This is a genomic window from Amycolatopsis sp. NBC_01480 (assembly GCF_036227205.1).
Lineage (GTDB): Bacteria > Actinomycetota > Actinomycetes > Mycobacteriales > Pseudonocardiaceae > Amycolatopsis.
Window position 1 is genome coordinate 2,330,286 of the sequence record NZ_CP109442.1, and the last position, 25,314, is coordinate 2,355,599.

22 protein-coding genes are annotated in these 25,314 nt (G+C 70.8%); 8 read left to right on the forward strand and 14 right to left on the reverse strand.

The features are described 5' to 3' along the window. Positions 1 to 30 precede the first annotated feature (30 nt). Positions 31 to 489, reverse strand: coding sequence for a MarR family winged helix-turn-helix transcriptional regulator (locus tag OG371_RS11035; protein WP_329068193.1), 459 nt, complete (start codon positions 487 to 489; stop codon positions 31 to 33). A gap of 156 nt (positions 490 to 645) precedes the next feature. On the opposite strand from OG371_RS11035, the gene moaA reads away from it, so the two are divergent. The 3 genes from moaA to OG371_RS11050 all read left to right on the forward strand — a co-directional run bounded on the left by moaA (position 646) and on the right by OG371_RS11050 (position 3,379). Then, on the forward strand, positions 646 to 1,719 hold the full coding sequence (gene moaA / locus OG371_RS11040) for a GTP 3',8-cyclase MoaA (protein ID WP_329068195.1): 1,074 nt from the start codon (positions 646 to 648) through the stop codon (positions 1,717 to 1,719). Positions 1,720 to 1,747: 28 nt separating this feature from the next. Next, on the forward strand, positions 1,748 to 1,999 hold the full coding sequence (locus tag OG371_RS11045) for a MoaD/ThiS family protein (RefSeq protein ID WP_329068196.1): 252 nt from the start codon (positions 1,748 to 1,750) through the stop codon (positions 1,997 to 1,999). Positions 2,000 to 2,752: 753 nt separating this feature from the next. Beyond that, the gene (locus OG371_RS11050) at positions 2,753 to 3,379 is read left to right on the forward strand and encodes a transglycosylase family protein (protein WP_329068198.1); all 627 of its coding nucleotides are present in this window, start codon (positions 2,753 to 2,755) and stop codon (positions 3,377 to 3,379) included. 233 nt (positions 3,380 to 3,612) lie between these two features. Here the strand turns inward: OG371_RS11050 and OG371_RS11055 are convergent, their stop codons facing one another. From OG371_RS11055 to OG371_RS11070, 4 genes are all read right to left on the reverse strand, one after another. Beyond that, positions 3,613 to 4,539 carry a molybdenum cofactor biosynthesis protein MoaE gene (locus tag OG371_RS11055; protein ID WP_329068200.1) on the reverse strand — a complete coding sequence of 309 codons (927 nt, stop codon included), beginning with the start codon at positions 4,537 to 4,539 and terminating at the stop codon, positions 3,613 to 3,615. Then, positions 4,536 to 5,009, reverse strand: a complete 474-nt coding sequence (moaC, locus tag OG371_RS11060; RefSeq protein WP_329068202.1) for a cyclic pyranopterin monophosphate synthase MoaC — start codon at positions 5,007 to 5,009, stop codon at positions 4,536 to 4,538. Before moaC ends, OG371_RS11055 begins: the two co-directional genes overlap by 4 nt. Positions 5,010 to 5,108: 99 nt before the next feature. After that, positions 5,109 to 6,500, reverse strand: coding sequence for an NAD-dependent malic enzyme (locus tag OG371_RS11065; protein WP_329068204.1), 1,392 nt, complete (start codon positions 6,498 to 6,500; stop codon positions 5,109 to 5,111). A 139-nt stretch (positions 6,501 to 6,639) separates the two neighbouring features. Further along, the gene (locus tag OG371_RS11070; protein WP_329068206.1) at positions 6,640 to 6,822 is read right to left on the reverse strand and encodes a hypothetical protein; all 183 of its coding nucleotides are present in this window, start codon (positions 6,820 to 6,822) and stop codon (positions 6,640 to 6,642) included. 109 nt (positions 6,823 to 6,931) lie between these two features. Between OG371_RS11070 and OG371_RS11075 the strand changes: the two genes are divergently transcribed. Further along, on the forward strand, positions 6,932 to 9,172 hold the full coding sequence (locus tag OG371_RS11075; protein WP_329068208.1) for a helicase-associated domain-containing protein: 2,241 nt from the start codon (positions 6,932 to 6,934) through the stop codon (positions 9,170 to 9,172). An 84-nt stretch (positions 9,173 to 9,256) separates the two neighbouring features. On the opposite strand, the gene OG371_RS47390 is transcribed toward OG371_RS11075, so the two are convergent. The 6 genes from OG371_RS47390 to OG371_RS11105 form a co-directional block, all read right to left on the reverse strand. Beyond that, positions 9,257 to 10,585 (reverse strand): DUF742 domain-containing protein, encoded by a 1,329-nt coding sequence (locus tag OG371_RS47390; protein WP_442876098.1) that lies wholly within the window; start codon positions 10,583 to 10,585, stop codon positions 9,257 to 9,259. 3 nt (positions 10,586 to 10,588) lie between these two features. Further along, positions 10,589 to 11,017, reverse strand: a complete 429-nt coding sequence (locus OG371_RS11085; protein ID WP_329068210.1) for a roadblock/LC7 domain-containing protein — start codon at positions 11,015 to 11,017, stop codon at positions 10,589 to 10,591. Positions 11,018 to 11,424: 407 nt separating this feature from the next. Next, complete coding sequence (locus OG371_RS11090) at positions 11,425 to 12,033, reverse strand: GTP-binding protein (RefSeq protein ID WP_091617305.1); 609 nt, start codon at positions 12,031 to 12,033, stop codon at positions 11,425 to 11,427. After that, positions 12,014 to 12,775 carry a DUF742 domain-containing protein gene (locus tag OG371_RS11095; RefSeq protein WP_329068212.1) on the reverse strand — a complete coding sequence of 254 codons (762 nt, stop codon included), beginning with the start codon at positions 12,773 to 12,775 and terminating at the stop codon, positions 12,014 to 12,016. Before OG371_RS11095 ends, OG371_RS11090 begins: the two co-directional genes overlap by 20 nt. Before the next feature lie 27 nt (positions 12,776 to 12,802). Continuing rightward, positions 12,803 to 13,279, reverse strand: coding sequence for a roadblock/LC7 domain-containing protein (locus OG371_RS11100; protein WP_396286839.1), 477 nt, complete (start codon positions 13,277 to 13,279; stop codon positions 12,803 to 12,805). Then, positions 13,276 to 16,326, reverse strand: coding sequence for a sensor histidine kinase (locus OG371_RS11105; RefSeq protein ID WP_442876099.1), 3,051 nt, complete (start codon positions 16,324 to 16,326; stop codon positions 13,276 to 13,278). Before OG371_RS11105 ends, OG371_RS11100 begins: the two co-directional genes overlap by 4 nt. 761 nt (positions 16,327 to 17,087) lie before the next feature. Here OG371_RS11105 and OG371_RS11110 point away from each other — a divergent pair. From OG371_RS11110 to OG371_RS11125, 4 genes are read left to right on the forward strand one after another with little or no spacing between them, the layout of a single operon-like run. After that, the gene (locus OG371_RS11110) at positions 17,088 to 18,050 is read left to right on the forward strand and encodes an ABC transporter substrate-binding protein (RefSeq protein WP_329068216.1); all 963 of its coding nucleotides are present in this window, start codon (positions 17,088 to 17,090) and stop codon (positions 18,048 to 18,050) included. Position 18,051: 1 nt separating this feature from the next. Further along, on the forward strand, positions 18,052 to 18,819 hold the full coding sequence (locus tag OG371_RS11115; protein ID WP_329068218.1) for an ABC transporter permease: 768 nt from the start codon (positions 18,052 to 18,054) through the stop codon (positions 18,817 to 18,819). Further along, complete coding sequence (locus OG371_RS11120; protein ID WP_329068220.1) at positions 18,816 to 19,646, forward strand: ABC transporter permease; 831 nt, start codon at positions 18,816 to 18,818, stop codon at positions 19,644 to 19,646. Before OG371_RS11115 ends, OG371_RS11120 begins: the two co-directional genes overlap by 4 nt. Positions 19,647 to 19,668: 22 nt before the next feature. Then, on the forward strand, positions 19,669 to 20,532 hold the full coding sequence (locus tag OG371_RS11125) for an ABC transporter ATP-binding protein (protein WP_329068222.1): 864 nt from the start codon (positions 19,669 to 19,671) through the stop codon (positions 20,530 to 20,532). Between the two features lie 43 nt (positions 20,533 to 20,575). Here the strand turns inward: OG371_RS11125 and OG371_RS11130 are convergent, their stop codons facing one another. From OG371_RS11130 to OG371_RS11140, 3 genes are all read right to left on the reverse strand, one after another. Beyond that, positions 20,576 to 21,793 (reverse strand): acyl-CoA dehydrogenase family protein, encoded by a 1,218-nt coding sequence (locus OG371_RS11130; protein WP_329068224.1) that lies wholly within the window; start codon positions 21,791 to 21,793, stop codon positions 20,576 to 20,578. A gap of 63 nt (positions 21,794 to 21,856) precedes the next feature. Beyond that, positions 21,857 to 23,446, reverse strand: a complete 1,590-nt coding sequence (mdlC, locus tag OG371_RS11135; RefSeq protein WP_329068226.1) for a benzoylformate decarboxylase — start codon at positions 23,444 to 23,446, stop codon at positions 21,857 to 21,859. Between the two features lie 109 nt (positions 23,447 to 23,555). Beyond that, positions 23,556 to 25,196: a S53 family peptidase gene (locus OG371_RS11140; protein WP_329068228.1), complete on the reverse strand. Its 1,641-nt coding sequence runs from the start codon at positions 25,194 to 25,196 to the stop codon at positions 23,556 to 23,558. Between the last annotated feature and the right edge of the window lie 118 nt (positions 25,197 to 25,314).

Consider the following 25,314-nt stretch of genomic DNA (forward strand, 5'->3'; position numbering starts at 1 on the left):
GGGAAGATTATCGCCGCAGTTGAGGAAAAGCTATGTCAAACGGGAATTGTCGAGGATCTCATCGCGTAACTCGCCGAGTATTGCATTCTGATAACGCTCGAGAACTTTCCGCTCACTGGGCGAGAACTGCTCCAGGATCCCCTTCATCCCGTCGAAGGCCGACGCGAAGAGCCCGGCGAACCGGTCCGTGCCGCCGGGGACGACCTCCACGAGCACCTTCCGGCGGTCCTCCAGATCCCGCACGCGGCGCACCAGACCGGCCTTCTCGAGCCGGTCTATGACCCCCGTCACCGCTCCCGTGGACAGTCCGGTGAGCTCGGCGATCCGGCCTGCGGTAAGGGGTCCGCCGGATTGTCCGACCAGGTCCAGGGCCTTGTGATCGCTTCCGGACAGGCCCATCCGCTCGGCGATCCGGGCGTGCCGCAGCACGGTCATCGTGCTCGTCTCGCGGCCGAGCCGGGCGAAGCGCGCGAGCTCTTCGGCCGGCACCGGGTAGGACCCCTGCGCGGTACTCACGAGTGCCTCCACCGACGTCGCCGAGATCTTTCGGCCGCTGAGCGGCTCGCTGCGTCAAGGATTTTAGCGAGCCCGTTATTCGGTTCCGCGACCGACGGCGGCGACCGGCCCGGGGTTACCCTGACAGTAATGACGGCAGTAGATCTCGGGTTTCCTCGCGTCCCCGGTACACGAGGTCCGTCAAGCACGCCCTCGGCGCCCCGCCCGGATCACCCCGGGCTGATCGACACCTTCGGCCGGGTGGCGACCGACCTGCGCGTGTCATTGACGGACCGGTGCAACCTCCGCTGTACCTATTGCATGCCGGCCGAGGGTCTCGACTGGCTGCCCGGCGAGCAGGTGCTCACCGACGACGAGCTGGTGCGGCTGATGCGCATCGCCGTCGAGCTGCTCGGCGTCACCGACATCCGGCTGACCGGCGGCGAGCCGCTGCTGCGGGCCGGCCTCGAGGACATCGTCGGGCGGGTCAAGGCACTCACCCCGCGGCCGCGGATTTCCATGACCACCAACGGGATCGGGCTCGCCAAGCGCGCCACCGGGCTGGCCGCGGCCGGGCTGGACCGGATCAACGTCTCGCTCGACACCGTCGACCGCGCGCGGTTCGAAGAGATCACCCGGCGCGACCGGCTGCCGCACGTGCTGGCCGGCCTCGCCGCCGCGCGCGACGCCGGGCTGAACCCGGTGAAGATCAACTCTGTGCTGATGCGCGGGCTGAACGAGCGCGACGCGCTGCCGCTGCTGCGGTTCTGCTTGGCCGAGGGCTACCACCTGCGGTTCATCGAGCAGATGCCGCTGGACGCGCAGCACGGCTGGAACCGCGGCGACATGATCACCGCGGCGGAGATCCTGACCATGCTGGGCGAGGAATTCGAGCTGTCGCCGTTCCCGGTGGCCCGCGGGGGCGCGCCCGCCGAGCGCTGGCTGGTCGACGGCGGACCAGGCGACGTCGGCGTGATCGCGTCGGTGACCCGGCCGTTCTGCTCTTCCTGCGAGCGCACCCGGCTGACCGCCGACGGCGCCGTCCGCTCCTGCCTGTTCTCGAACGACGAAACGGACCTGCGCGCCCTCGTGCGCGCGGGCGCGCGCGATGAAGAGGTGGCGGACGCCTGGCGGGCGACCATGTGGGGCAAGCTCGCGGGCCACGAGATCAACGAAGCCGGGTTCGCGCAGCCGATCCGGCCCATGAGCGCGATCGGCGGATGACGAGATGGCACCCCAGTCACTGGAACCGATGACTCTTCTCGTGCGCTACTTCGCCTCCGCGCGCGCCGCGGCCGGCGTAGAAGAGGAGAAGGTGAAGCTGCCCGAGGGGGCGACTGTCGCGGACGCAGCCCGCGTGTTGCGCGAGCTGCATCCCGAGAAGCTGCCCCGCATCCTCGACGCGGCGAGCTTCCTGTTGAACGAGGTTGCCGTCCGTGATCAGACTCGCGCCCTGAGTGACGGCGCGCAACTGGACGTGCTCCCGCCGTTCGCCGGCGGCTGAATCCTGCCACTGTTCCCTTCCGGGCCGTCCCATTGCGGGGCGGCCCGATCCGTGTCCGCGACCGGTGGGCGCGCCGCTCGGCGCACGGCCGCGCGAGGCCCGTCTGCGCTGTTCAGCGGCCTGCAGGGCGCCGGGAACATCCCCTTCGGGTGATTCGTCCATACCACGCTCAGCGGCCACTCCGACGCTTTGAGTGGCTTTCTTTGTTTATAACCACCCTCTGAAGTGGTTCGCTCACGGCGTATTCAAGTGACTACACAGAACCACTCCAAGTGCAGTGGCGGACTTTGCCGACAGTGGTTTAGAGTGCCCGCCTCAATGACGGTACGAATGGCCCCTTGACGCCTTATCGACGTGACCCAAGCCTCACGATCCGTGAAATATCTCGGCCAGAAAACGGACAGATAACGGCGCTCTGACCTGCTGAAACAACCCCGTCGCGACAGGTTGCGTGCCGTTACTGTGACGTAGGTCACAGGCCGATTGATTTCCGATCACGGCCGTCGTTACGTACCGTCGCTTTTCGGTTGGCCCCGAACCGACCGAGCAAGACCGGGAATCCGTAGCGCCTAGCCCTGTCCACCGGATCCCCGGACCCATACCCCGAGCGAAAGCATTCCAGGACAGGGACGAGGGGACGAAGACGACGCACTGAGCGTCATCCGCGTCTGCCGCCCGGCAACGGGCGGACGGGCTCCCAACCCGGCCCTCAGCCTTCTGGCTCGTAGGCGCAGGAAGCCGAGAAGCATTCAAATGTCTTACCGAGGCAAGCACCGCAAGATGTCCGCTGCCACCCGCACGATCGCCCGCGTCGCTGTCGCTGGCATCGCGGTCGGCGCGCCCCTCGCAATCGCCGCGACCCCCGCGTCGGCGACCAACTGGGACGCCATCGCACAGTGCGAGAGCGGCGGCAACTGGGGCACGTCGACCGGTAACGGTTACTACGGCGGCCTGCAGTTCACCCAGAGCACCTGGAAGGCCTACGGCGGCACCGGCAGCCCGCAGGGCGCGTCCCGTGAGCAGCAGATCGCGGTGGCCGAGCGGGTCCTGCAGGGCCAGGGCATCCACGCCTGGCCGGTCTGTGGCGCCAAGGGCGGCAGCGGCTCGACCGCGTCGTCGACGCACAAGTCCACGCCCAAGGCCACCAAGAAGGTCACCCCGAAGCAGAGCACCCCGAAGCAGGCCACCCCGGCCCCGGCGGCCGGTGTCGCGAGCTCGAACCCGAACGGTGACTACACCGTCGTGGCCGGTGACACGCTGTCCAAGATCGCCAAGCAGTTCAACGTCCAGGGCGGCTTCCAGAAGCTGCAGGACCTGAACAAGCAGTACGTGCCGAACGCCGACTTCATCGTCGTCGGCCAGAAGCTCGCCACCAAGTGATCCAGGCCCGTTAGGGCTCTGCGGCACCTGGCGCAGCTTCGACTGTGACCCGACAGGGCCCCACCGCGACTTTCCCCCGGCGGTGGGGCCCTTCGTGGTCACTGGACCGTTGAACCCGGCTCAGGCCGGCGGGGGCGCGCTGAGACCCGTCCGTACGAGTTCCGGGCGGTCTGGACCACTGAGAGGCCGTCAGCGGCGCGCTCAGGCGGGTGGAACGGGCTCGGCCGAAGCGGTCAGGGCGAGTTGACCCATTCGTCGCTGCCGTCGGTGAAGTGCTGGTGCTTCCAGATCGGCAGCCGGGCCTTCACCTCGTCGACCAGTTCGGCGCAGGCCGCGAAGGCCTGACCTCGGTGTTCGGCGGCGACCGCGCAGGCCAGCGCCACGTCCCCGATCGTCAGCGCGCCGACCCGGTGGCTCACCGCCACGGCGCGCACCCCCGTCCAGCGCGCCGAAAGGTCGGCCACGACCTCGGCGAGCACCTCGCTGGCGGTCGGGTGGCCCTCGTAGGTGAGATCGCGGACGCCCTTGCCGCCGTCGTGGTCGCGCACCACCCCGGCGAACGTGACCACGGCTCCCGCCGCGTCGTCCTCCACCAGCCGCGCGTGCTCTTCGACCGACAGCAGCTGGTCGCTCACCTCCGCCCGCAGGACCCGGACCGCCGGGCCGCCCGACCCGGACGCGGCCGGACGCGGGTGGTCGCCGCCGGCGAGCTGGTCGACGGCGTGGTCCAGGATCTGCTCGAGCACGCCGAGGCCGTCCTTCACCCCGCCGCTCGAACCGGGCAGGTTCACCACCAGCATCCGCCCCGCGACTCCCGCGATCCCGCGGGACAGCACGGCCGTCGGCACCTTCGGCAGGCCCGCGGCGCGGATCGCGTCCGCGACACCCGGCAGCTCGTAATCGAGGACCTCCCCGGTGACGTCCGGGGTCCGGTCCGTGGGCGAGATCCCCGTGCCGCCCGTGGTCAAAACCACCGCGACCCCGTCGGAAACGGCTGTGCGCAAGGCTTTCCCGACCGGCTCGCCGTCCTCGACGACCACCGGCGCGGGCACTTCGTACCCGTGCTCGGCCAGCCAGGCGACGAGCACCGGCCCGGTTTTGTCCTCGTAGACGCCCTTCGCGGCGCGGTTGGACGCCACGATCACGCGTGCGGTCTTCATGACTGCCGCTCCCAGGTGCCGGTCTTGCCGCCGTCCTTGCGGATGAGCCGGACGTTGTCGAGGGTCGCGGCGGGGTCCACGGCCTTGATCATGTCGTGCAGCGTCAGCGCGGCGACCGCGACGGCGGTGAGCGCCTCCATCTCGACGCCGGTGACGTCGGTGGTCTTGGCGGTCGCGCTGATGTGCACGGCGGTTTCGCCGAGTTCGAACTCCACCTTCACCCCGGACAGGGCGATCTGGTGGCACAACGGGATCAGCTCCGGCACCCGCTTGGCGCCCATGATCCCGGCGATCCGGGCGGTCGCCAGCGCGTCGCCCTTGGGCAGCCCGTTGGCCGAAAGCAGGCCGAGGACCTCCGCGGTGGTGTGCACGGTCCCCCCGGCGAGCGCGGTGCGTGCGGTCGCCGTTTTCGCGGAGACGTCGACCATCCGCGCGGCGCCGGCGGAATCGACGTGGCTGAGTTCACTCACCCTCAGGAGGCTACTGCGCCACCGCGGCCGCGCACCCGGTGAGTGGCACGGAAAAAGGGACCCGCGGGCCGCGGGTCCCTTTTCGCAGAACGGAAAAACTTAGTTGGCTTCGGCGCGCGCGGTGGCGCGCACGGCCTCCGCGACCGCCGGGGCGACCGCGGTGTCGAACACGCTCGGGACGATGAACGAGGCGTTCAGCTTGCCGTTGTCCACCACGTCCGCGATCGCGTCGGCGGCGGCGAGCAGCATGTTGTCGTCGATGTTGCGCGCGGCGGCGTCGAGCAGGCCGCGGAACACGCCGGGGAACGCGAGCACGTTGTTGATCTGGTTCGGGAAGTCGCTGCGGCCGGTGGCGACCACGGCGGCGTGCTGCTGCGCCTCCAGCGGGTCGATCTCCGGGTCCGGGTTGGCCAGGGCGAACACCACCGCGTTGTCCGCCATGGTGGCGACCTGCTCGGCGCCGAACAGGTTCGGGGCCGAGACGCCGATGAACACGTCCGCGCCGACCAGCGCCTCGTGCAGCGTGCCCGCCTGCTTCTCGCGGTTGGTGTGGCCCGCGATCCAGGTCAGGTTGTCGTCGAGGCTGCCGCGGTCGGGGTGGACGATGCCGTCGATGTCGGCGGCCACGATGTCGGCCGGGTTCTTGCGCAGCAGCAGCCGGATGATCGCCGAGCCGGCCGCGCCGACGCCGCTGACCACGATCTTGCAGTCCTCGATGTTCTTGCCGACCACCCGCAGCGCGTTGCGCAGCGCCGCGACGACCACGATCGCCGTGCCGTGCTGGTCGTCGTGGAACACCGGGATGTCGAGCTGCTCGCGCAGCCGCGCCTCGATCTCGAAGCAGCGCGGCGCGGCGATGTCCTCGAGGTTGATGCCCGCGTACACCGGCGCGATCGCCTTGACGATCTTGATGATCTCCTCGGTGTCCTGGGTGTCCAGGCACACCGGCCAGGCGTCGACGCCGGCGAACTTCTTGAACAGCGCCGCCTTGCCCTCCATCACCGGCAGCGCGGCGGCCGGGCCGATGTTGCCCAGCCCCAGCACGGCGGAGCCGTCGGTGACCACGGCGACGGTGTTGCGCTTGATGGTCAGCCGGCGCGCGTCCTCGGGGTTCGCCGCGATCGCCTGGCAGACGCGGGCGACGCCCGGGGTGTACGCGCGGGAGAGGTCGTCACGGTTGCGGAGCGCGACCTTGGGGGTGACCTCGATCTTGCCGCCGAGGTGGATCAGGAACGTCCGGTCGGAGACCTTGCGGACCTTCACCCCGGGCAGCGAGTCCAGCGTCTGGGTGATGTCCTGCGCGTGGTTCTCCGACAACGCGTTCGCGCTGATGTCGACCACGATGGACTCGGGGTGCGATTCCACGACGTCGAACGCGGTGAGCACCCCGCCCACGCGGCCGACCGCGGTGGTGAGGTCACCGGCGGCCGTGGACGAAGCCGGGGCCTCGACCCGGACGGTGATGGAATACCCGGGACCGGGAACCGGCATGGCACTAACTCCCCGCTGGAAAACCTGTGACTTGGGACGTTCCGAACCCTAGCCCCGTGACCGCCGACACCCGACCCCAGTCGGGTGACTCACGGGTAACAAGGGGCAGGTCCCAGCCCGGTTCCCGGCGCGTGGCGCGTCAGCGGTTGATTTCGGTCTCCGGGTGCACGTACGGCACGGTGTCGAGCGGGAACGTCAGGTCGCCGAACGGCGACAGCGCGCCCTGGCGGTCGGCCGCCAGCTCCGACACGGGGTGCTCGCCGTCCTCCGCCGGCCAGGTGGGGTCGACGCCCTTCTTCTTGCCGTTCTCGGCCTTCGCCACAACACCCTCCACTGGCCGGTCCAACCGATTCGCACACAGTGTGCCCGAACACCCCCCGGGCCCGCTCACCCGCCCGGTGCCGCTTGCCCGCCCGGTACCCTGGACGTCTATGCCCGCGACCTCATTGGCGGACTGGCTGCGTGCGGAATCCGACGACGCACTGGCCGAGCTCCTGCGCACGCGTCGCGACCTGTCGACCCCGCCGCCGTCCGACAGCACGGTGCTGGCCACCCGGGCCGGCACGCCGGGTTCCGTCGCGCGGGCCTGCGAAGACCTGGACACCCGGACCCTCGCGGTGCTCGACGCGCTGCTGGTGGCGGGGGCCGACGCCGTGCCCGCGCCGCTGGCCGAGGTGCGCGCGCTGGTCGGCGCCGACATCTCGGACGCGCTGAAGCGGCTACGCGCCCGCGTGCTGGTGTGGGGCGCGGACGACGAGCTGCGGGTGCCGCCGTCGGCGCGTGACGCGCTGGGGCCGTTCCCGGCCGGGCTGGGCTCGCCGTCGCCGGTGCTGGCCGCCACGGACGTCGCCGCGCGGCTGGCCGAGGTCGGCGAAGACGAGCGGGCGGTGCTGGCCAAGCTGGCGGCGGGACCGCCCATCGGCCGCACCCGCGACGCGAGCTTCGACGTCGCGCTCGACGAGGCCGCCACCCCCGTGCAGAAGCTGCTGGCCCGCGGCCTGCTGCTGCGCCGCGACGACCAGACGGTGGAGCTGCCGCGTGAGCTGGGACTGCGGCTGCGCGGCGGCGTCGCGTTCGACCCCGCGACGCTGGCCGAGCCCGAGCTGCCCGTCCATCCACACCGGACGGCCACTGTGGACGAGACCGCGGCCGGCGAGGCGATGGAGTTCCTGCGCCAGACCGAGGCGCTGCTGCGCTCGTGGTCGGCGGTGCCCGCGCCGGTGCTGAAGGCCGGCGGCCTCGGCGTGCGTGAGCTGCGGAAGCTGGCCAAGGACCTGGACGTCGACGAGGCGCGCGCGATGCTGGTGGCCGAGCTGGCCGTCGGCGCCGGGCTGGTCGCCGACAGCGAGACGACGGCGCCGGAGTGGGTGCCGACCACGCTCACCGACTCCTGGCTCGCGTCGCCGACCGTGCAGCGCTGGATGACGCTGGCCCAGGCGTGGCTCGAGCTGCCGCGGCTGCCCGGGCTCGCCGGCGGCCGGGACGCGAAGGACAAGCCGATCGCGCCGCTGTCCGAAGAGCCGCGGCGGCCGCTGGCGCCGGTGGCCCGGCGACGGGTGCTGATGGCGCTCGCGCAGCTGCCGTCCGGCGCCGGGGTGAAGAGCGTGGACGAGCTGGTGGCCGTGCTCGCGTGGCGCGCGCCGCGGCGGGGCGGACGGCTGCGCGACGAGACCGTGCGCTGGACGATGGCCGAGGCGACGGCGCTCGGCCTCGTCGGGCTGGGCGGGCTGACCTCGGCCGCCCGGCTGCTGCTGGAGGACGACCGCCCGGGCGCCGTCGAGGCGATGCACGACGCGCTGCCGGCGCCGGTCGACCACGTGCTGGTGCAGGCCGATCTGACGGTGGTCGCGCCGGGTCCGCTGGAGCCCGAGCTGGCGGCGGACATGGCGGCGGTGGCGGACGTCGAGTCGGCCGGGCACGCGACGGTCTACCGCGTCACCGAGACCTCCGTGCGCCGCGCGCTCGACACCGGCCGCACGGCCGACGAGCTGCACGCGATGTTCCGCGCGAAGTCCGCGACCCCCGTGCCGCAGGGCCTGACCTACCTGATCGACGACGTCGCCCGCCGCCACGGCCGGCTCCGCGGCGGCGCGGCGGGCTCCTTCCTGCGCTGCGACGACGAGGCCCTGCTCGCCGAGGTGCTCGCCAACCCGGTCGCGGCGGAGTACGACCTGCGGATGATCGCGTCGACCGTGCTGATCAGCTCCGCGCCGCTCGGCGAGGTGCTGGAAGGCTTGCGGGCAGCGGGTTTCGCGCCGGCCGCGGAGGGGCCGGACGGGCGCGTGGTCGACATCCGCCCGAGCGGCCGCCGTCTCCCCGCGCGAGCCCGCGCCGCCCGCGCCCGGCCGGGCGAGCAGGCGGTGCTGTCGGAGGATCAAGCCTCGCGCATCGTCTCGAACCTGCGAGCCGGCGACGCGGCTTCGGCCCGGCGCCGCGGCTCCTCGGTGAGCGCCCCAACCGGCGGCGGCGCGGACACTTCGGCAACGCTGGAACTGCTCTCCCGCGCGACCCTGGAACGCCGCGAGGTGTGGATCGGCTTCGTCGACTCGCGCGGGACGGCCAGCCAGCGCGTGGTGCGGCCGGTTCGTGTCGGGGGCGGGGTGCTGGAGGGCACGGATCACGAGCGGTATCCCTTGCACCGCATCACTTCCGCCGCACTCGTCGAAGACTGAGCCGGCCTCCGGCCAGCGGGAAGCGCCCCAATGTGGCGTTGGTTGCGCATCGGAGGGGGCCCGGGCCGGGAGCGGGGCGGGGGGTCAGAGGGCGCGCAGGCCCTGCAGGACGCGTTCCATGAACTCGCGCGACGAACGGTCGCCGAGGATCAGTTCCGTCTGGTGGATCAGCACGAGCCCCAGGTCGGCCATGTCGCCGACCAGGACCTTCACCACGCCGAGCGGCAGGCGCAGGTGCGCGGCGATCTCGGCGACCGAGCGGGTGTCCAGGCAGAGGTCGCAGATCCGGCGGTGCTCGATCGACCGGACGCCCCGGTAGCGGCGGCCGTCGTCGCTGGTGGAGACGAGTGCTTCGAGCGCCAGGTTGTGGTCGGAGTGGGTGCGGCCGCCGGTTCGGGCGTACGGGCGGACGCGGGAGCGGGCCGGTTTGGCCGGTGCGTCCACGGCGGGTTCGTAGGCCGGTTCCGCGGCGGGTGCATACGCAGACTCGTAGGCGGGCTCCGCCGCGGGTGCGTACGCAGGTTCAGCAGCGGGTGCATAGGCGGATTCCGCGGCGGGTGTGTACGCCGACTCGCGGGACCAATCCTGTTCCGCAGCCGGCGAGTACGCGGCGTGAGAGCTGCGCCCGGCGGGCTCAGGGGCCCAATCCTGGTGCGCGGCAAGGTATTCCGGCTGCCTGGGGTCCGGTTCGGACTGCCACTCGGGCTCGTCGTCGGCGTAGGAATGCCGGCCGCCGCGGGGCTGGCGGTCCTCGGCCGCGTGGGTGCTCCGGCGGGTCGGCTCCGGCTGCTGCCAGTCTTGGTCGGCGGCGTCGGTTTCGGACCAGTCGCGGGCCGCGGCGGCTTCGGATCGGCCGGGCGCCTGGTATTCGGGCTCGGCCAAGCGGTGTTGCGCGTAACGGCTGGGCTCGGGCGCGGGCCGGTAGGCCGAGTCGAGCGGGGCCGAGTGGTAGTCCGTCTCGGCCGCGGTCTGCTGGTGGCCCGAGTCGTACGGGGACCGCTCGTAACGGGTGTCGTACGCCGGTTGCTCGTACCCGGTGTCGTAAGCGGCCGGACGGTGACCGGCAGCAGCCGGCTCCTCGGCGTAGTAATCCGCGCCGTAATAACCGGTTTCCTGCGCTGCCGGACCGGCGGTGTCCTCGGCCCAGTGGCCGGATTCCCCGTCGTCCTGCCAGGTGCGGCCCTCGTCGTCGTAGTAGTCCGAGGCTCCGGCCCACTCGTCGGCTTCCGGGGCCTGGTGAGGCTCGGGCGACGGGGGTGGCGGCGGCGGGGTGCTCGGACGACGGTGCGGCAGCATCGTCTTCAAGGTGCTCAGCTCGTAGTGGCTGGGCGAGTCGAACGCCTCCCGGTCGGTGCCGCGGTGGAGCGCGTCCCAGGCCCCTGTGTCGCTCTCGCCGAATCCGGAGATCTTCATCTACTAACCACGCACCCCGCCCTGGAGCTGGGCGCGCAGTTCCGGCGTCAGCTGCTGGCCGACGCGTTCCACGAGCAGCGTCATCTCGTACGCGACCGTGCCGATGTCACAGGTCGGCGCGGCCAGCACCGCCAGCGACGAGCCGTCGGAGACCGACATGAGGAACAGGTACCCGCGCTCCATCTCGACCACGGTCTGGTTCACCCCGCCCGCCTCGAAACAGCGGGCGGCGCCCTGGGTCAGGCTGATCAGGCCCGAGGCGACCGCCGAGAGCTGCTCGGCCCGTTCCTGCGGCAGGCCCTCGGAAGGCGCGAGCAGCAGACCGTCGGCCGACACCAGCACCCCGTGCGCGGCACCGGGCACCCGGCGCACGAAGTCCGTGATCAGCCAACCGAACGTGCGCTGGCCCTCTTCCTGGCCGGACACGGTCACTGTCCCTCCTCGCTGCCGCTGCTGCCGAACCCGAAACTCACCGCTCGCCATGATCGCGGGCGCCCCGTGAAGATGCCGTTCCCAGCGTATTCACCTGGCCGACGGTGTCGAGTCCCACTGATCGAAGTGCTGGGCACCGTACGTACTCAGGCGAGTGCGCACCGCGTGGACCCCACCCGGACCACGCCTTCGTGGGTCACTCGGTGGTGGCATCGGCAACCTGGAGCGGAGGGGTGTCCGCGCAGGTCATCGACGTGCCGGCCGGCCGGTCCGGCTTGGTCGGCCCCGGCCGTGGCGAGCCGGGTCCAGTCGACCCGGCGCCGGCCGGATACACCACTCCCCGAAGCGGGTGAAGCCCGTCGAGTTCACTCCAACGGCCGCATCCGACTGGCGGGGGTATTTCGGTCCTAGCCGGCCCGCAGCGCCGAGTCGTGGGCGATGGCGTGCTGCACCACGGAGATCAGCACCTGCTTGGCCGAATCCCGCTCCCGCGCGTCGCACGCCATGATCGGCACCGACGGCGAGATCGTCAGCGCGTGCCGGACATCCTCGATCTGGTGATGCAGCAACCGGTCGAAACAGTTGATCGCGACGACGTACGGCAGCTTCCGGTTCTCGAAGAAGTCGATCGAGGGGAACGCGTCGGCCAGCCGCCGCGTGTCCACCAGGACCACCGCCCCGATCGCGCCGACCGCGAGGTCGTCCCACATGAACCAGAACCGGTGCTGGCCCGGCGTGCCGAACACGTACAGGACGAGGTCCGAGTCGAGGGAGATCCGGCCGAAGTCCATGGCGACCGTGGTGGTCGTCTTGTTCGGCGTGGCGGTCGTGTCGTCGTGGCCGACACTCGCCTCGGTCATCATGGCCTCGGTGGTCAGCGGGTCGATCTCCGAGATCGCCCCGACCATCGTCGTCTTGCCCGAACCGAACCCGCCGGCGACCACGATCTTGGCCGACGAGGTCGGACCGGTCACCTGCGGCGCGTTCGCGTCGGAGTCAAATTCTCCGAAGCCCACTGAGCACCCTTTCCATGAACTCGATACTCGGGCGGTCGCCCACGGACGTGTCGCTGGTCGAGTGCACCAGCACCAGGCCGAGGCCGGCCACGTCACCAATCAGAACTCGCACTACGCCGAGCGGCAGCCGCAGCAGCGCCGCCACCTCGGCCACGGAGCGGGTGTCGAGGCACAGATCGCAGATCGACCGGTGCTCGGGCACGCGCACGCGGTCGAGCACGCGCCCCTGCTCGCTGGTCGAGATCAGCGCCTCGATCGCGAGGTCGTACGTCGGCTTGGTCCGGCCACGGGTCCGGAAGTAGGGCCGGACCAGACCGGACGTCTCGACCTCGGTGACCGGCGGCTCGGCCGAGGCCTGCATCGGCAGCGCCGCGGCCAGCTCGTTCGACGACGGCCCGGGCGAGCCGTCCTGCTCCGCGCTGAACGCGGCGAACTCGGCCGAGTCGTACAGCGGCCCGCTGGCCCCGCCGAACAGCTCGGCCCCCGGCCCGCCGAGCAGGCGGTCGCGGTAGCCGGGCACGCCCGTGACGTCCGGTCCCTGGCCGGCATTGCTGTCGGTCAGCCAGTTCGGCGGCTCCCGCACCGGGTCCGCGTCCGACCCCTGGACGCGGCGGGCGCGCCATTCGCGGTCGACCCGGTCGCGGAAGGACTTCCAGTCCTCCCGCCCGTCGTCTCGCTCTGCCCACCCGCCGGTGTAGTCGTCACCGAGCCGGCCATCGCCCCTCAAGCGCCCGTCGTCCACGGTCAGCTCCTGAAGTTCCCGGCCCGCCTAGCGGCGGACCGCCGAGCCCTGCAGTTGCGCACGCATCTCCGGGGTCAGCTGCTGGCCGACCCGTTCGACGAGCAGGGTCATCTCGTACACCACCAAACCGATGTCGCTCTCCGGCGAGCCCAGCACCGCGAGGCACGAACCGTCGGAAACCGACATCAGGAAGAGGAAGCCGTTGGCCATTTCGACCACGGTCTGCGCGACCGGGCCGCCTTCGAACACTTTCGCCGCTCCGCGCGCCAGGCTGGTCAGCCCGGACGCGACCGCCGCCAGCTGGTCGGCCCGGTCCTTCGGCAGGCCGCGCGAGGCGGCCAGCAGGAGCCCGTCCGCCGAGACCACGACCGCGTGGGCCGCACCCGGCACCCGGTGCACGAAGTCCGTGATCAGCCACGCGAAGCTACCCGCCGCGCCGCCTGCCGCCCTGCCGTTCGGCTGCGCCGAGCCGCCTCCCGGCTGCACTGCACCCGCCCGTGTCACTGTCGCTCCTCACTGCTGTCGCTCAAGTACCCGGATCCACTCACCGGAACGCCGTCCTCGCCGAGCCTGTCGTCGGCCGGTCGGTCCTTCAATGCGTGCCTCCCGGAGGTGTACCCACGCTGGAAGCTTGCCATCCTGCTGCGCGCCGCGGAGGCCGAGCGGGTCATCGCACCCGTTCCGGGCAGCCCGGAGGTCGCGTCGGTGAAGGAATTGTGCGGCTCGGAGGATTCCGAGGGACTGCCGATCGAGCCCGGGACCAGGTACGCGTTCGGGACGCGCTTGGGCAGCCCGGCCGTCGTCACCTCCTCGTTCTTGGTCTCGAGCAACGACTGCGCGGCCTGCCAGCCCTCGTCGGAGGCGCTGCTCCAGCTGTCGTCCGAGCCGTCGTCGGAACCAGGGTAGAGCGGCGTCGCTTCGATCGGTTCCTCCTGACGGGGCTCGTGCGTGCCGTTGCTGCTCTCCGCCGCGGCCGGGGCGGCGGACGCGGTGTGCGGCTCCGCCTTCTCGGGCGCCTCGGCCTTCGCCGGCGTGGCCGTCAGGTCCTCGGCCAAGCCGGGCTCGCCGTCGCCACCGTCACTGCCTTCGCTGAACCACCGCGAAAGCACCGACTGGTAGATCGGCAGCCGCCGGGTCGGCACATCGTCCTCGAGGGCCGAAGCACCGTCGTCGGTGACGGGCTCCGCGCGCTGGGGCTCCTCCGGCGCGAGGTACTTGGGCTCGCGCTTGGGCAGCACCAGCGGCGGGAACTCCGTCTCCGCCAGGCTCGCACCGTCGCCGTTGGGCTGCTGGGTGAGCGGCGCCAGGTCTTCCGCGGTCGGCCACGCCGGGCTCTCCGGGACCGGCATCTCCGGGCTGAGGAACGGCCCGGCGGCGCGGTTGCCCGCGACCAGGTCGTCGAGGCTGATCGGCTGGTCGAGCGGGACCAGCCCGCCGTTCGACGGGGCCGCCGCGGGCGGTGGCGGGGCCGACGGGGGCGGCGGGGTGGGTTCCGGTCCGCGGTCCAGCGGCCCGCGGTCCATCGTCCGCTCGACCGGCCGGTTCACCGGCGGGAAGCTCGGGTGCGAGACCTCGTTGCGGTTGACCGGCGGCGGCGTGTGCCGCGGCGGCGGGCTGGCCACCCGGATGTGGGTGAGCAGCTCGGCCGGCACCACTACCCGGGCGATGACGCCGCCCTCGATGTCCTCGTTCTCGCGCAGCCGCACCTCGATGCCGTGGCGCTGGGCCAGGCGGGCGACCACGTACAGGCCCATCCGCCGGGTCACCGAGACGTCCAGGTCCGGCGGGTCGGCCAGCCGCTGGTTGATCTCGGCGAGCCGGTCGTCGCCCATGCCCACGCCGTGGTCGGTGACCTGGATGGCCAGCGCCTTCTTGCGGGTGATCACGGCGCGGACGGTGACCTTCGTCTCCGGCTCGGAGAAGTAGGTCGCGTTGTCCAGCAGCTCCGCGAGCACGTGCACGAGGTCGTGGATGGCCAGGCCCTGCACCGCGACCTCGGGCACGATCCCGACCTCGATGCGCGCGTACTGCTCGATCTCCGAGACCGCGGCACCGATCACGTCCGCGGCCGGCACGGGCTTGGGCACGGACTTCGCCAGGCCGGCGCCCGAGAGCACCAGCAGCGACTCGCCGTTGCGGCGGAGCCGGGTGGCGAGGTGGTCGAGCTCGAACAGGCTGGCCAAGTGGTCCGGGTCCTGCTCGTCGGCCTCCAGCCGGTCGATCACGCCCAGCTGGCGCTCCACCAGCCGCTGCGAGCGGCGGGAGAGGTTCACGAAGATGCCGTTGACGTTCTCACGCAGCAGGGCCTGTTCGGCTGCCATCTTGACGGCCTGCTCGTGGACCACGTCGAACGAGCGCGCCACCTCGCCGATCTCGTCGCGGGAGGTGACCGGGACCGGGGCGACCGCCTTCTTCGAGGCGTTGACCGGGTCCGGGTCGTCCAGGATGGACTGCACCGTCTCGGGCAGCCGGGTGTACGCGACGTCCAGCGCCGTGGTCCGCAGCACCCGGAGCGGGCGCAGCATCAGGCGGGCGATCACGAGCATCAGGATCAGGGCCGCGATCAGCGCGGCGAGCACGACCGCGCCGCCGATCCAGGCCGAGCGCACGGCGTTGGAGGCCAGCCCGTCGGCCTGCGAGCGCAGCTGGGACAGCAGGCTGCTCTCCACCGCGTGCAGCTTGTCCGCCGCGACGGTGCTGTCCTGGCCGAGCTCGGTGGGGTTGATGTTGAGCGGCGCGCCCTGCTGCGCGAAGGAGAAGGACGAGGTCTGGATCCGGCGCCGGTCGTCGACCTCCGGGCCCGAAACGGTGTCGTTGTACAGCTGGACCTGGTCGTCGGTGGCGTTCGCGAGGAACGCCGCGACCGACGCGTCACCGCTGGCCTCCGAGGCCCGCGCCTCGTCGAGCAGGTCGCCGGGGAAGCCGTCGCGGAAGGCCGCGATCTGCAGCGCCGCGTCACCACGGACGATGAACTCCTTGGCCTCGCTGATCGACTGCGTGCTGTTGCCCAGCCGCAGCAGGTCCCGGTCGGTGACCGCGGTGGTCACCTCGCGGCCCAGCTGGATGAGCGAGTCGAGGATGGACGAATAGGTGTCGAGCACCGCAACATCCGAATAAGAAGAGGTGCTGATCGCCGCGCGCAGCGGCTGGAGCGCGTCGAGGCGCTGGAGGCCGCGCGCATAGCGGTCGCTGGTGGCCTGGGTGTCGGTGTTCAGCGTCACCACGGCGTTGCGCAGGTCGTCGACGTCACGGTCGACCTTCGCCATCTGCGCGTCCAGGCCGGTCTGGCGGAGCGAGTCGCCGGAGGAGAGCCGGGCGACGGCGAGCGCGCGCTCGCCCTGCAGGTCGTGGACCACGGTGGTGACCTTGACCGCGAAGGCGACCTGGTCGGCCGTGTGGCTGAACTGCACCGTCTGCTGGATGTCGTCCACCACGCGCAGCGAGCCCAGCACCAGCGCGGTCAGCGTCGGGATGATCAGGATCAGGGCGAGCTTCGACCTCAGCCGCCAGTTGCCCAGCGCAAAGACCGAGCCCTTCCGCGCGGGAGCCACTGCCCCGCCTTCGCTCGCGGAGGCCCCTCCCGACCCCGCGGTGTCTTCGTCCGGCACCGCCGCACCACCATCGTTGTCCGGCCCCGAAGGACCCTGTGAATTGAAGCCTGCCGAGCCCGGGACCACTATCCGCACGCTCCCGGCAGGCGGCCCGGCTCTCCGAGGAGCGCCGGACATGACCGCGTCATTACACCCTTACGAGTGAGAAGATCGACTTTCAAATGCGGTTGACCGCACCTCCCGGCGCGGAATCGGTTCAGCACTTGCATGACGTTCGTTCCCCGCACTGGTCGATCACTGGTCCGTTCGGCCTAAGCCACAAGGTCGCCGACAAGCAACGGCCCGCGCATAATGCCTCTTGACGAGGCAAACTCTCACTACATCGGTGGTCCATACCTCACCCTGCCGGAGCAGAGGGTAGCGAACGGCTGGCCGATTTGTAACCCTCTTGACAGCCGCATGGGAGCACCCGTACAGCCGATCAAGGCCAACCGGGCACCACCACAATGCCCCAGATCGGGGGACGCGCAGGGGCCTTCGCTCACCTGTACGAGTGGCTGAAGCCACTCAGGCGACGTTTTTGACCACCCGTTGTGATCGCAAGATCGCTTCTCTACAGTAGCCGCGTGACTCCGGACAATGAGCCACACTCCAACCCACTGGTCAGCCACACGTGACCTCATTTCCAAGGAGCGGCCTTGTTTGATTCAGCCGGGAGCAGCCAGCCGAGACTCGGGCGGCGCGGCTTTCTCTCGCTTGCCATGGCCGGCGGCGTCGCACTGACCGCGAGCGGCTGCGGCCTGCTCGGCGGCTCGGACGACTCGGGCAGCACGAACAGCGGCTCCGGTCTGGAGAAGCCGAAGATCAAGGTGTCGATCATGCCGACGATCGACGTGGCCCCGTTCCACCTCGCGGTGCAGAACGGCTACTTCAAGGCCGAGGGCCTCGAGGTCGAGACCGTCGACGCCGCCAGCGGTGACGCCTCCCTGCAGAAGCTGCAGTCCGGCGAGGTCGACATCGCCTACTCCAGCTACACCCCGTTCTTCGTCGCGAAGAGCAAGGCCAACGCGGACATCAAGTTCGTGTCGGACGCCTCTTCGGCCGGCCCGAAGAGCACCGAGATCGTCGCGATGCCGGGCGGCATCGTGAAGAACGTGCACGACCTGGCGGGCAAGAAGATCGCCATCACCGCGCAGAACACGATCTGCGACACGCTGACCAAGTCGGTCATGCGTGACAACGGGGTGGACTACACCGGCGTCAAGTGGGTCCCGATGGGCTTCCCGCTGATCGGCGGCGCGGTCAAGCGCGGCGACGTGGACGCGGGATTCCTGACCGAGCCGTTCATCACGAGTTCGGCCAAGACCAACGGCACGGTGCCGATCGTCGACACCGCTTCCGGCGCTACTCAGGACTTCCCGACCGCGGGGTACGGCTCGCTGGGCAAGTTCACTTCGGCGAACCCGAAGACCGTGGCGGCCTTCCAGCGCGCGATGCTCCGCGCCACCAAGGAATCAGCGGACCGCTCGAAGATCGAGCCGCTGATGGTGCAGTTCTCCAAGGTCGACCAGGCCACCGCCTCGCTGACCGCGCTGCTCACCTTCCAGTCCACTTTGGACGCCCGGCGGCTGCAGCGCGTCCCGGACCTGATGCAGCAGTTCGGCACCATCCCCAGCAAGATCGACGTGGCTTCGATGATCGTGCCGCAGGCGAGCGCATCCTGACGTGAGGATCGTCCGCAATCTGGTCGGCCTGCTCGGCTTCCTCCTGCTCTGGGAGGTCGTCGTGCGGGCCGGCCTGGTCGACCAGAACGACCTGCCGCCGCCGACCGTCGTGTTCGCCCGCCTCGGCGAGCTGCTGGGCGACACCGAGTTCGTCCGTGACGTCATCGCTTCGGTGCTGGCCTGGATGATCGCGCTGGTCATCTCCATCGCCATCGCCGTCCCCGCGGGCCTGCTGCTGGGCAGCATCGGCTGGCTGCGCGACGCGACGAAGGCGATCGTCGAGTTCCTCCGGCCGATCCCGTCCGTGGCGCTGATCCCGCTGGTGCTGATCCTGATCGGCGGCGGCCCCGAGTCGAAGATCACGCTCGCGGTGTACGCGGCGGTGTGGCCCATCCTGTTCAACACCGTCTACGCACTGTCCGAAATGGACCCGCTGCTGACCGAGACCGCGCGGACGTACGGCACGCCGAAGTCGCGGATCCTCACGTCCGTCGCGCTGCCGCACGCGGCGCCGTTCGTGTTCACCGGCATCCGGATGTCCGCGGCGATCTCGCTGATCCTGGTGATCAGCACCGAGTTCCTGGCCGGCGCGAAGCTCGGCATCGGGCAGTTCATCCTCGAGGCGTCCTCCGGCGAGAACCGGATGGACCTGGTGCTCGCGGGCACCGTGGTCGCCGGCGTGCTGGGCTTCCTGGTGAACGAGGGCCTGGAGCGGCTGGGCCGCCGGCTCTTCCGCTGGAGCACCGCCGACGAGGGGGCCGCCGCATGACCGTCGTCGAAAAGCCTTCGGTGCTCACCACCCGGGGCCGCGTCGGCCGCGGGCTGAGCGGGTTCGCCCGCAAGTGGCTGTTGTTCGTGGTGCTCGTGGTGCTCTGGGAGATCGCGACCCGGCTGAGCCAGAGCGTGTTCTTCCCGCCGCCCAGCAAGATCGCGGTCGCGGCGGCCAAGCTGTGGTTCTCGGGCCCGGCCTCGCACGTCTTCCTCGGCGACGCGGTGTTCGACCACATCCTGCCCAGCCTCGCGCGGGTGCTCGGCGGCTGGCTGATCTCGGTGGTGATCGGCGTGGCGCTCGGGCTCGCGCTCGGCCGCTCGCGCACCGGGATGGACTACGTGGGGCCGCTGTTCGCGTTCTTCCGCGCGATCCCGCCGCCCGCGCTGGTGCCGGTGTTCATCGTGCTGTTCCACATCGGACCGGGCATGCAGGTCGCCACCATCATCTTCGGCTCCCTGTGGCCGATCGTGCTCAACACGGTCGACGGCGCGCGCTCGGTGGACAAGGTGAAGGCCGAGACCGCCCGCGCGTTCCGCACTCCGCGCCGGTACTGGATCGGGCTGGTCGTGCTGCCCGCGGCGCTGCCGAAGATCTTCGCCGGGCTGCGGCTGTCGCTGTCGATCGCGCTGATCCTGATGGCGATCTCCGAGCTGGTGGGCGCGATCAACGGCATCGGCTACGCGCTGCTGTTCGCCCAGCGGGCCTACGACTTCGACCAGATGTGGGCGTGGATCGTGCTGCTGGGCATCCTGGGTTACGGGTTCAACGCGGCCCTGCTCGCCGTCGAGCGGCGGGTGCTCGCGTGGCAGCCCGGCCGTCACTAGGTTCCGGAAGGTAGTTGCAGAAATGTCGACCATGCTCGAGGTCTCCGGCCTCAGCCACCGCTACGGCACCGGCGAGAAGGCGCACACCGCCGTGAACGAGCTGTCGTTCACCGTCGAGGCCGGCCAGCTGGCGTGCATCGTGGGCCCGTCGGGCTGCGGCAAGTCGACGCTGCTGCGGGCGATCGCCGGGCTGCTGCCGCCGACGTCCGGCACCGTGAGCCTGCACGGCGACCGGGTGGACGGCGTGCCCGACGACCTGGCCGTGGTGTTCCAGGACTACAGCCGCTCGCTCTTCCCGTGGCTGACCGTGGCGAAGAACGTCGAATTCCCGCTGCGCTGGGGAAAGCTGAGCAAGGCGGAGCGACGCGCCCAGGCCGCGTCGGCGCTGGAGGCCGTCGGGCTCTCCGGAGTCGGCGGCAAGTTCCCCTGGCAGCTCTCGGGCGGCATGCAACAGCGGGTGTCCATCGCCCGCGCACTGGCCAGCCGCCCGGCGCTGCTGATCATGGACGAGCCGTTCGCGTCCGTCGACGCGCAGACCCGGTTCGAGCTGGAGGACCTGCTGCGCCGCGTGCAGGCCCAGCAGGGAACCACCGTCCTGCTGGTCACGCACGACATCGACGAGAGCGTTTACCTGGGCGACCGGGTGCTGGTGCTGTCGAAGTCGCCGGCGCGGATCGTCGCGGACCTGCCGGTCGGGCTGCCCGCCCAGCGCGACCAGATCACCACGCGCGAGTCGGCCGAGTTCGTCACCCTGCGCGGCGAGGTGGCCCGCCTGCTGCACGGCAGCCCGGCGCAGGCCGCGGCCGCGGACGCCGCCGAGTGGGAGCTGGCTTCGGCCGCCGAGAAGGCCGAGAAGGCCGTCACCGAGGACGCGCAAAGCTCGTGAGTGTTTGTGCCGGTTCTAACCGGCACAAACACTCACGAGTCCTTCAGGCCTTGGCCCGCGAGTCGTGGCCAGTCTCGTCCGGGCTGATCTCCGGCAGCGTCCGCACGCCGAGCACGTTGGCGCCGACCAGCTTGCGCGTGGCCATGTTGCCCATGGGCATGAACGTGCTCGCCTGCACGTCACGCCACATCCGCTCGAACGGCAGCGCCTTGGTGTACGACATGCCGCCCAGCACGTCCACGAGGCGCTGCATCACCTGCACCGCGTTGTTGGCGGCCACGTACTTCACCATCGAGCAGCGCGCGACGCCGTCCTGCACGTCGCCGGTGAACAGGCGGCGGCTGGTCACCTCTTCGGCGTGGCGGTGGATCAGCGCGCGGGAGGCCTCGATCAGGATCTGGCACTCCCCGATCGCGTCCTGCAACACCGGGTCACCGGTCTTTCCGCGCTGCCGCAACGACTTCACGGTCCAGTCGAGCGCGCCCGCCGCGATTCCCGTGTAGACGGCCGAGAACGCCGGCATCGCCCACGCCCACACGGTTTCCAGCACCCGCGCGTCGAGGTGCTTGACCGGCAGCGAGTGCACCACGGCGGCGTCCTCGACGAACACCTTGTCCAGCTCGACGTCGTTGCTCTGGGTGCCGCGCATGCCCATCGTGTTCCACGTCGGGTGGATCGTGACGCCGGGCTGGTCCAGCGCGATCTGGCAGAGCAGCAGCCGCGGGCCGCCGTCCGCGTCCTCGTAGCGCGCGGTGGTGGAGCAGTGCGTGGCGACGGCCGAGTTGGTCGCGAAGCTCTTGCGCCCGGTCAGCTCGAAACCGCCGTCGACCTTCACCGCGGACGTCTTCGAGTCCGTCATGTCGTTGCGCAGACCGGTTTCGCTGGTGATCGACGCCCAGACGAGGTTGCCCTCACGCGCCTTCGTCAGCAGCTCGGCCAGCCGCGGCGCCTTCGTCCGGCGCCAGACGCTGGCCCACTGGCCCAGCGGCGAGAGGTGCATGGTGAACGCCAGCGCGGTGGCGCCGTCGCCCATCGCCAGCCGCTCCAGCACCGGCAGGATCTCCGGCAGCCCGGCGCCGGAGCCGCCCAGCTCCTCGGGTACCGAAAGGCGCAGGAAACCCGCTTCCCTCAGGTCTTCGTAGTTCTCGTGGGGGAAGGTGTTCTCGCGGTCGTGGAGGGCGGCGCGCTCGGCGAACACGTCCGCGAGCTTTCCGGCCTGGTCGACGAGTTCCTGCTGTCCGGGAGTGAGTAGAGGCTGCACCCGGACATCCAAACAGCGTCACCCGGTCGGGTCAATGCGGCCGTGGCCGCACCGGAAAGCGCGTCAGTAGATGGTCCGGGGATTCGGGTCCACCTTGACGTGCACCAGGCTCGGCCCGGCCGTCGCCAAGGCGGCGGCGAGCGCGGGACGCAGGTCTTCGGCGTGTTCGACGGTGCTGGCCGGGCAGCCCATGCTGAGCGCCAGCTGCGCGAAGTCGATGCCGCCCAGCTCCGTGCCCGGCATCTTCCGGCCGCCCGCGTCCTCGCCGAGGATGCGCACTGCGGCGTACTGCGCGTTGTCCAGGATCACGAACGTCACCGGCACGTGCTCGCGCGCGGCCGTCCACAGTGCCTGGACGCAGTACATGCTGGAGCCGTCGCCCAGCACCGCGACCACCTTGCGGTCCGGCCGTCCCATGGCCGCGCCGACGGCCGCCGGCAGGCCGTAGCCGAGCGTCCCGCTCGCGACGGTGAGGAAGCCGGTGTCGGTGGCGGTGATCGGCAGGTGGTTGTGCAGGCCGGTGCGGTGGCTCGGCGTCTCCTCGACCACGATCGCGTTGCCCGGCAACAGATCCGCGACGACCGAGTAGGCGAAGTCCGGCGAGATCGGCGTGGTCTCGGCCGGCTTGGCGGGCTTCGCGGGCTTGGCGGCGACGGGCCGGTCGGCCGCCTGGACCTGCTCGGCCAGCGCGCGGATGGCGAGCTTCGGCGTCGAGCGGATCCCGGTGCCGTTGCCGGCCCGCGCGAGGATCTGGTCGTCGTCGCTGATCAGGTACAGCGGCGGCAGCGAGATCTCGGGCTCGCCGCGGTAGACGTGGTAGGTGAACGCGGGCGCGCCCAGCACCACCACCAGGTCGTGGGGCTGCAGCGCGTCGGCCACCGCGCGGCGCTCGGGCTGCAGGAAGCCGAGGAACAGCTCGTGGTCCTCGGGGAACGAGCAGCGCGACGACATCGGCGCGGCCCACACGCCGGCGCCGAGTTTTTCGGCCAGCGCCACGACATCCGGCACCGCGCCGTCGCCGTCCACGCTCGCGCCGACCACCAGCGCGGGCCGCTCGGCGCCGTCGAGCGCGGCGGCGAGGGCGGTCAGCGCGTCCGGGTCGGGCGCGAAGCCGGGCACCCGGTGCCCGGTCGGCAGCGGCATGGTCGCCTCGCGGTCCCAGTCGTCGACCGGGACCGAGACGAACACCGGACCCTGCGGCGCCTGCGTCGCGACGTGGTAGGCGTGCGCGATCGCGGCGGGCACGTCCTCGGCCCGCGCGGGCTCGATGCTCCACTTCACGTACGGCCGGGGGAAGTTCGCCGCTTCGACGGCCCCGAGGAACGGCTCGTCCGGCATCAGCGAGCGCGTCTGCTGCCCGGCCAGCACGATCAGCGGCGCCCGGTTGCGGAACGCGGTGAACACGTGCCCGAGCGAATGCCCGACCCCGCCCGCCGAGTGCAGGTTGACCAGCACCGGCTTGCGGGTGGCCTGCGCGTAGCCGTCCGCCATCGCGACCACGGCCGACTCCTGCAGCCCGAGCACGTAGGTGAAGTCGTCCGGCCAGTCGGTGAGGAACGCGACCTCGGTGGTGCCGGGGTTGCCGAACACGGTGGTCAGGCCGAGGTTCCGGAGCAGCTCGCGCGTGGCGTCCCGGACGGTGCGATTTCCCATGGGGCCCACGCTATCCCGCCTCTTGCCCGCGGTGGGCCACGCCCGGCGAAACGGACCGAGGGCCCCTCTCCCGGCAGGGAAAGGGGCCCTCGGCACAAGCGGTGGCGCGTCAGCCGATCAGGCCCGAAAGCCCGGTGCCCTTGAAGGAGCCCCAGCCGGTGACCTGGTCGTAGCCCGTGCCGGCGGTGAAGCCGGTGGTGCCGTTGAACGTGTTGTTGCCGGTGGTCACGTCGTGGAAGCCGGTGCCGTACGAGCTGCCGTTGCCGATGCCGTAGAAGGTCGGGTTCAGGTTGCCGAGGCCGCCGCCGTGGACCTGGTTCTGCAGCGTGGCGAAGCCGGCCCACAGCGGGGCCGCGCCCGAGGTGCCCCAGACGTTGCCGGTGGTCCCGCCGCTGACGATCGTGTAGGCCGAGCCCTCGGCCGCGTCACCCGCGACGTCCGGGACCTTGCGCTTCGTGGTGCTCTGCTTCGACTGCCAGGACGGGGCGTTGAACAGCGTCGAGATGCCGCCGCCGCCCGCGCCGCCCGAGGCACCGTCGTTCCAGGCCTTCTCGCTGCTGTAGCCGTTGGACGAGGTGACGGTCAGCTGCGTGCCGCCGACGCCGGAGACGTTCGGGCTGGACGCCGGGAAGTCGACCGCCTTCGAGTAGCTGCCGGTCTGGCGGGCGCAGTCGGTGGTGCCGTCGTCACCCGCGGCGGCGAAGTAGCTGATGCCCTCCGCGGTGCCGGTCGAGATCGCGCTGTTCACGCTGTTGGCCGCAGAGGAGCCCTCGGCCGCCTCGCAGGAGCCCCACGAGATGGAGACGACCTTGACCTTCGCGTCGGAGGCGATCTTCTGGTACATCGCCAGCTCGCCGGCGTTGCTGTTCGGGGCCTCGTACACGTAGTCGTTGGCCGCGGCGGCCAGCGCGTGCACGACCTCGATGTCGAGGTCGACCTCGGTCTCGCCCTGGCCGGGGCTCGAGTCGTAGTTGGCGCCGCTCACCGAGACCGTCGAGACGCTGCCGGCCTGCAGGCCGTACTTCGAGTCGTAGCTGGTGATGTCGGCCTTCTTGTAGCCGTCGAACTCGACGAAGCCGACGTTCACGCCCGCGCCGGTGGCCGAGAGGCCGCTGGTGCCGTAGGCGCTCTTGAGGATCGGCGGGGTCACGGCCTTGACCACGTGCGGCGCGGCCTTGGTGTCGGAGTGCTGCTTCACCGCGTGGTTGTCGAGGCCGACGACCGCGCCGACCACCGACGAGACGGAGGCAGGTAACGAAGGCGCCGAGTCGTTGGCAAAAAACTTACGGCCGGTGACTTTGTCCAGATAATTGCCGATGCCGGTGTGGAACGTGGATTCCAGCTGTGCGGCCGAACCGGTGAACGTGACCGCCTGACGGTTGCCGGAAACTTCGATTCCGGACGCGCCGTTTTGTTTCAGAAATGCAACGGCCTTGTTCACATCCGCCTGCGTTGGGCCGAATGCAGCATTGAACTGAGCGGGCGTGAGGAAGTGGTGGTATTGCGGCGACGCGGGGTTCTGGACGTCGGAGAGGAACTGGTCCAGCGCCTGCTGGTTGTGGAGCTTCAGCGACAGCGCCGCGGGGATCTGCTGCTCGGCGCCGACGTCGCCGGTGCGGTCGCTCTGGGTCAGCGGGGCGGCGTTGGCAGCCATCGTGACCAGCGGGTCCGCGTTGGCGGCGGGGGCCAGGGAAAGGCACAGCAAGGCCGGCAGCGGTACCGCTGCGGCGACGAGCTTGCGCAAGCGCATGGCAATTCCTCTCAAACGGTGGGGGACCGCGCCGGAACACACTCAGGGCCCCGTGCTCCGACAGCAGAGGGAGCATAAGAAATTCGTAAGCCGTCGAGGAACCTACTTTTGGCTGGCC

Excerpts from the sequence above, each read along its gene's own strand:
- OG371_RS47390 (WP_442876098.1), bottom strand. The coding sequence starts at position 10,585 with ATGAAGATCTCCGGATTCGGCGAGAGCGACACAGGGGCCTGGGACGCG.
- OG371_RS11055 (WP_329068200.1), bottom strand. The coding sequence starts at position 4,539 with ATGAAGACCGCACGCGTGATCGTGGCGTCCAACCGCGCCGCGAAGGGC.
- moaA (WP_329068195.1), top strand. The coding sequence starts at position 646 with ATGACGGCAGTAGATCTCGGGTTTCCTCGCGTCCCCGGTACACGAGGT.
- mdlC (WP_329068226.1), bottom strand. The coding sequence starts at position 23,446 with ATGGGAAATCGCACCGTCCGGGACGCCACGCGCGAGCTGCTCCGGAAC.
- OG371_RS11120 (WP_329068220.1), top strand. The coding sequence starts at position 18,816 with ATGACCGTCGTCGAAAAGCCTTCGGTGCTCACCACCCGGGGCCGCGTC.
- OG371_RS11075 (WP_329068208.1), top strand. The coding sequence starts at position 6,932 with ATGCCCGCGACCTCATTGGCGGACTGGCTGCGTGCGGAATCCGACGAC.
- OG371_RS11065 (WP_329068204.1), bottom strand. The coding sequence starts at position 6,500 with ATGCCGGTTCCCGGTCCCGGGTATTCCATCACCGTCCGGGTCGAGGCC.
- OG371_RS11045 (WP_329068196.1), top strand. The coding sequence starts at position 1,748 with ATGACTCTTCTCGTGCGCTACTTCGCCTCCGCGCGCGCCGCGGCCGGC.
- OG371_RS11110 (WP_329068216.1), top strand. The coding sequence starts at position 17,088 with ATGGCCGGCGGCGTCGCACTGACCGCGAGCGGCTGCGGCCTGCTCGGC.
- OG371_RS11140 (WP_329068228.1), bottom strand. The coding sequence starts at position 25,196 with ATGCGCTTGCGCAAGCTCGTCGCCGCAGCGGTACCGCTGCCGGCCTTG.
- OG371_RS11125 (WP_329068222.1), top strand. The coding sequence starts at position 19,669 with ATGTCGACCATGCTCGAGGTCTCCGGCCTCAGCCACCGCTACGGCACC.
- OG371_RS11050 (WP_329068198.1), top strand. The coding sequence starts at position 2,753 with ATGTCTTACCGAGGCAAGCACCGCAAGATGTCCGCTGCCACCCGCACG.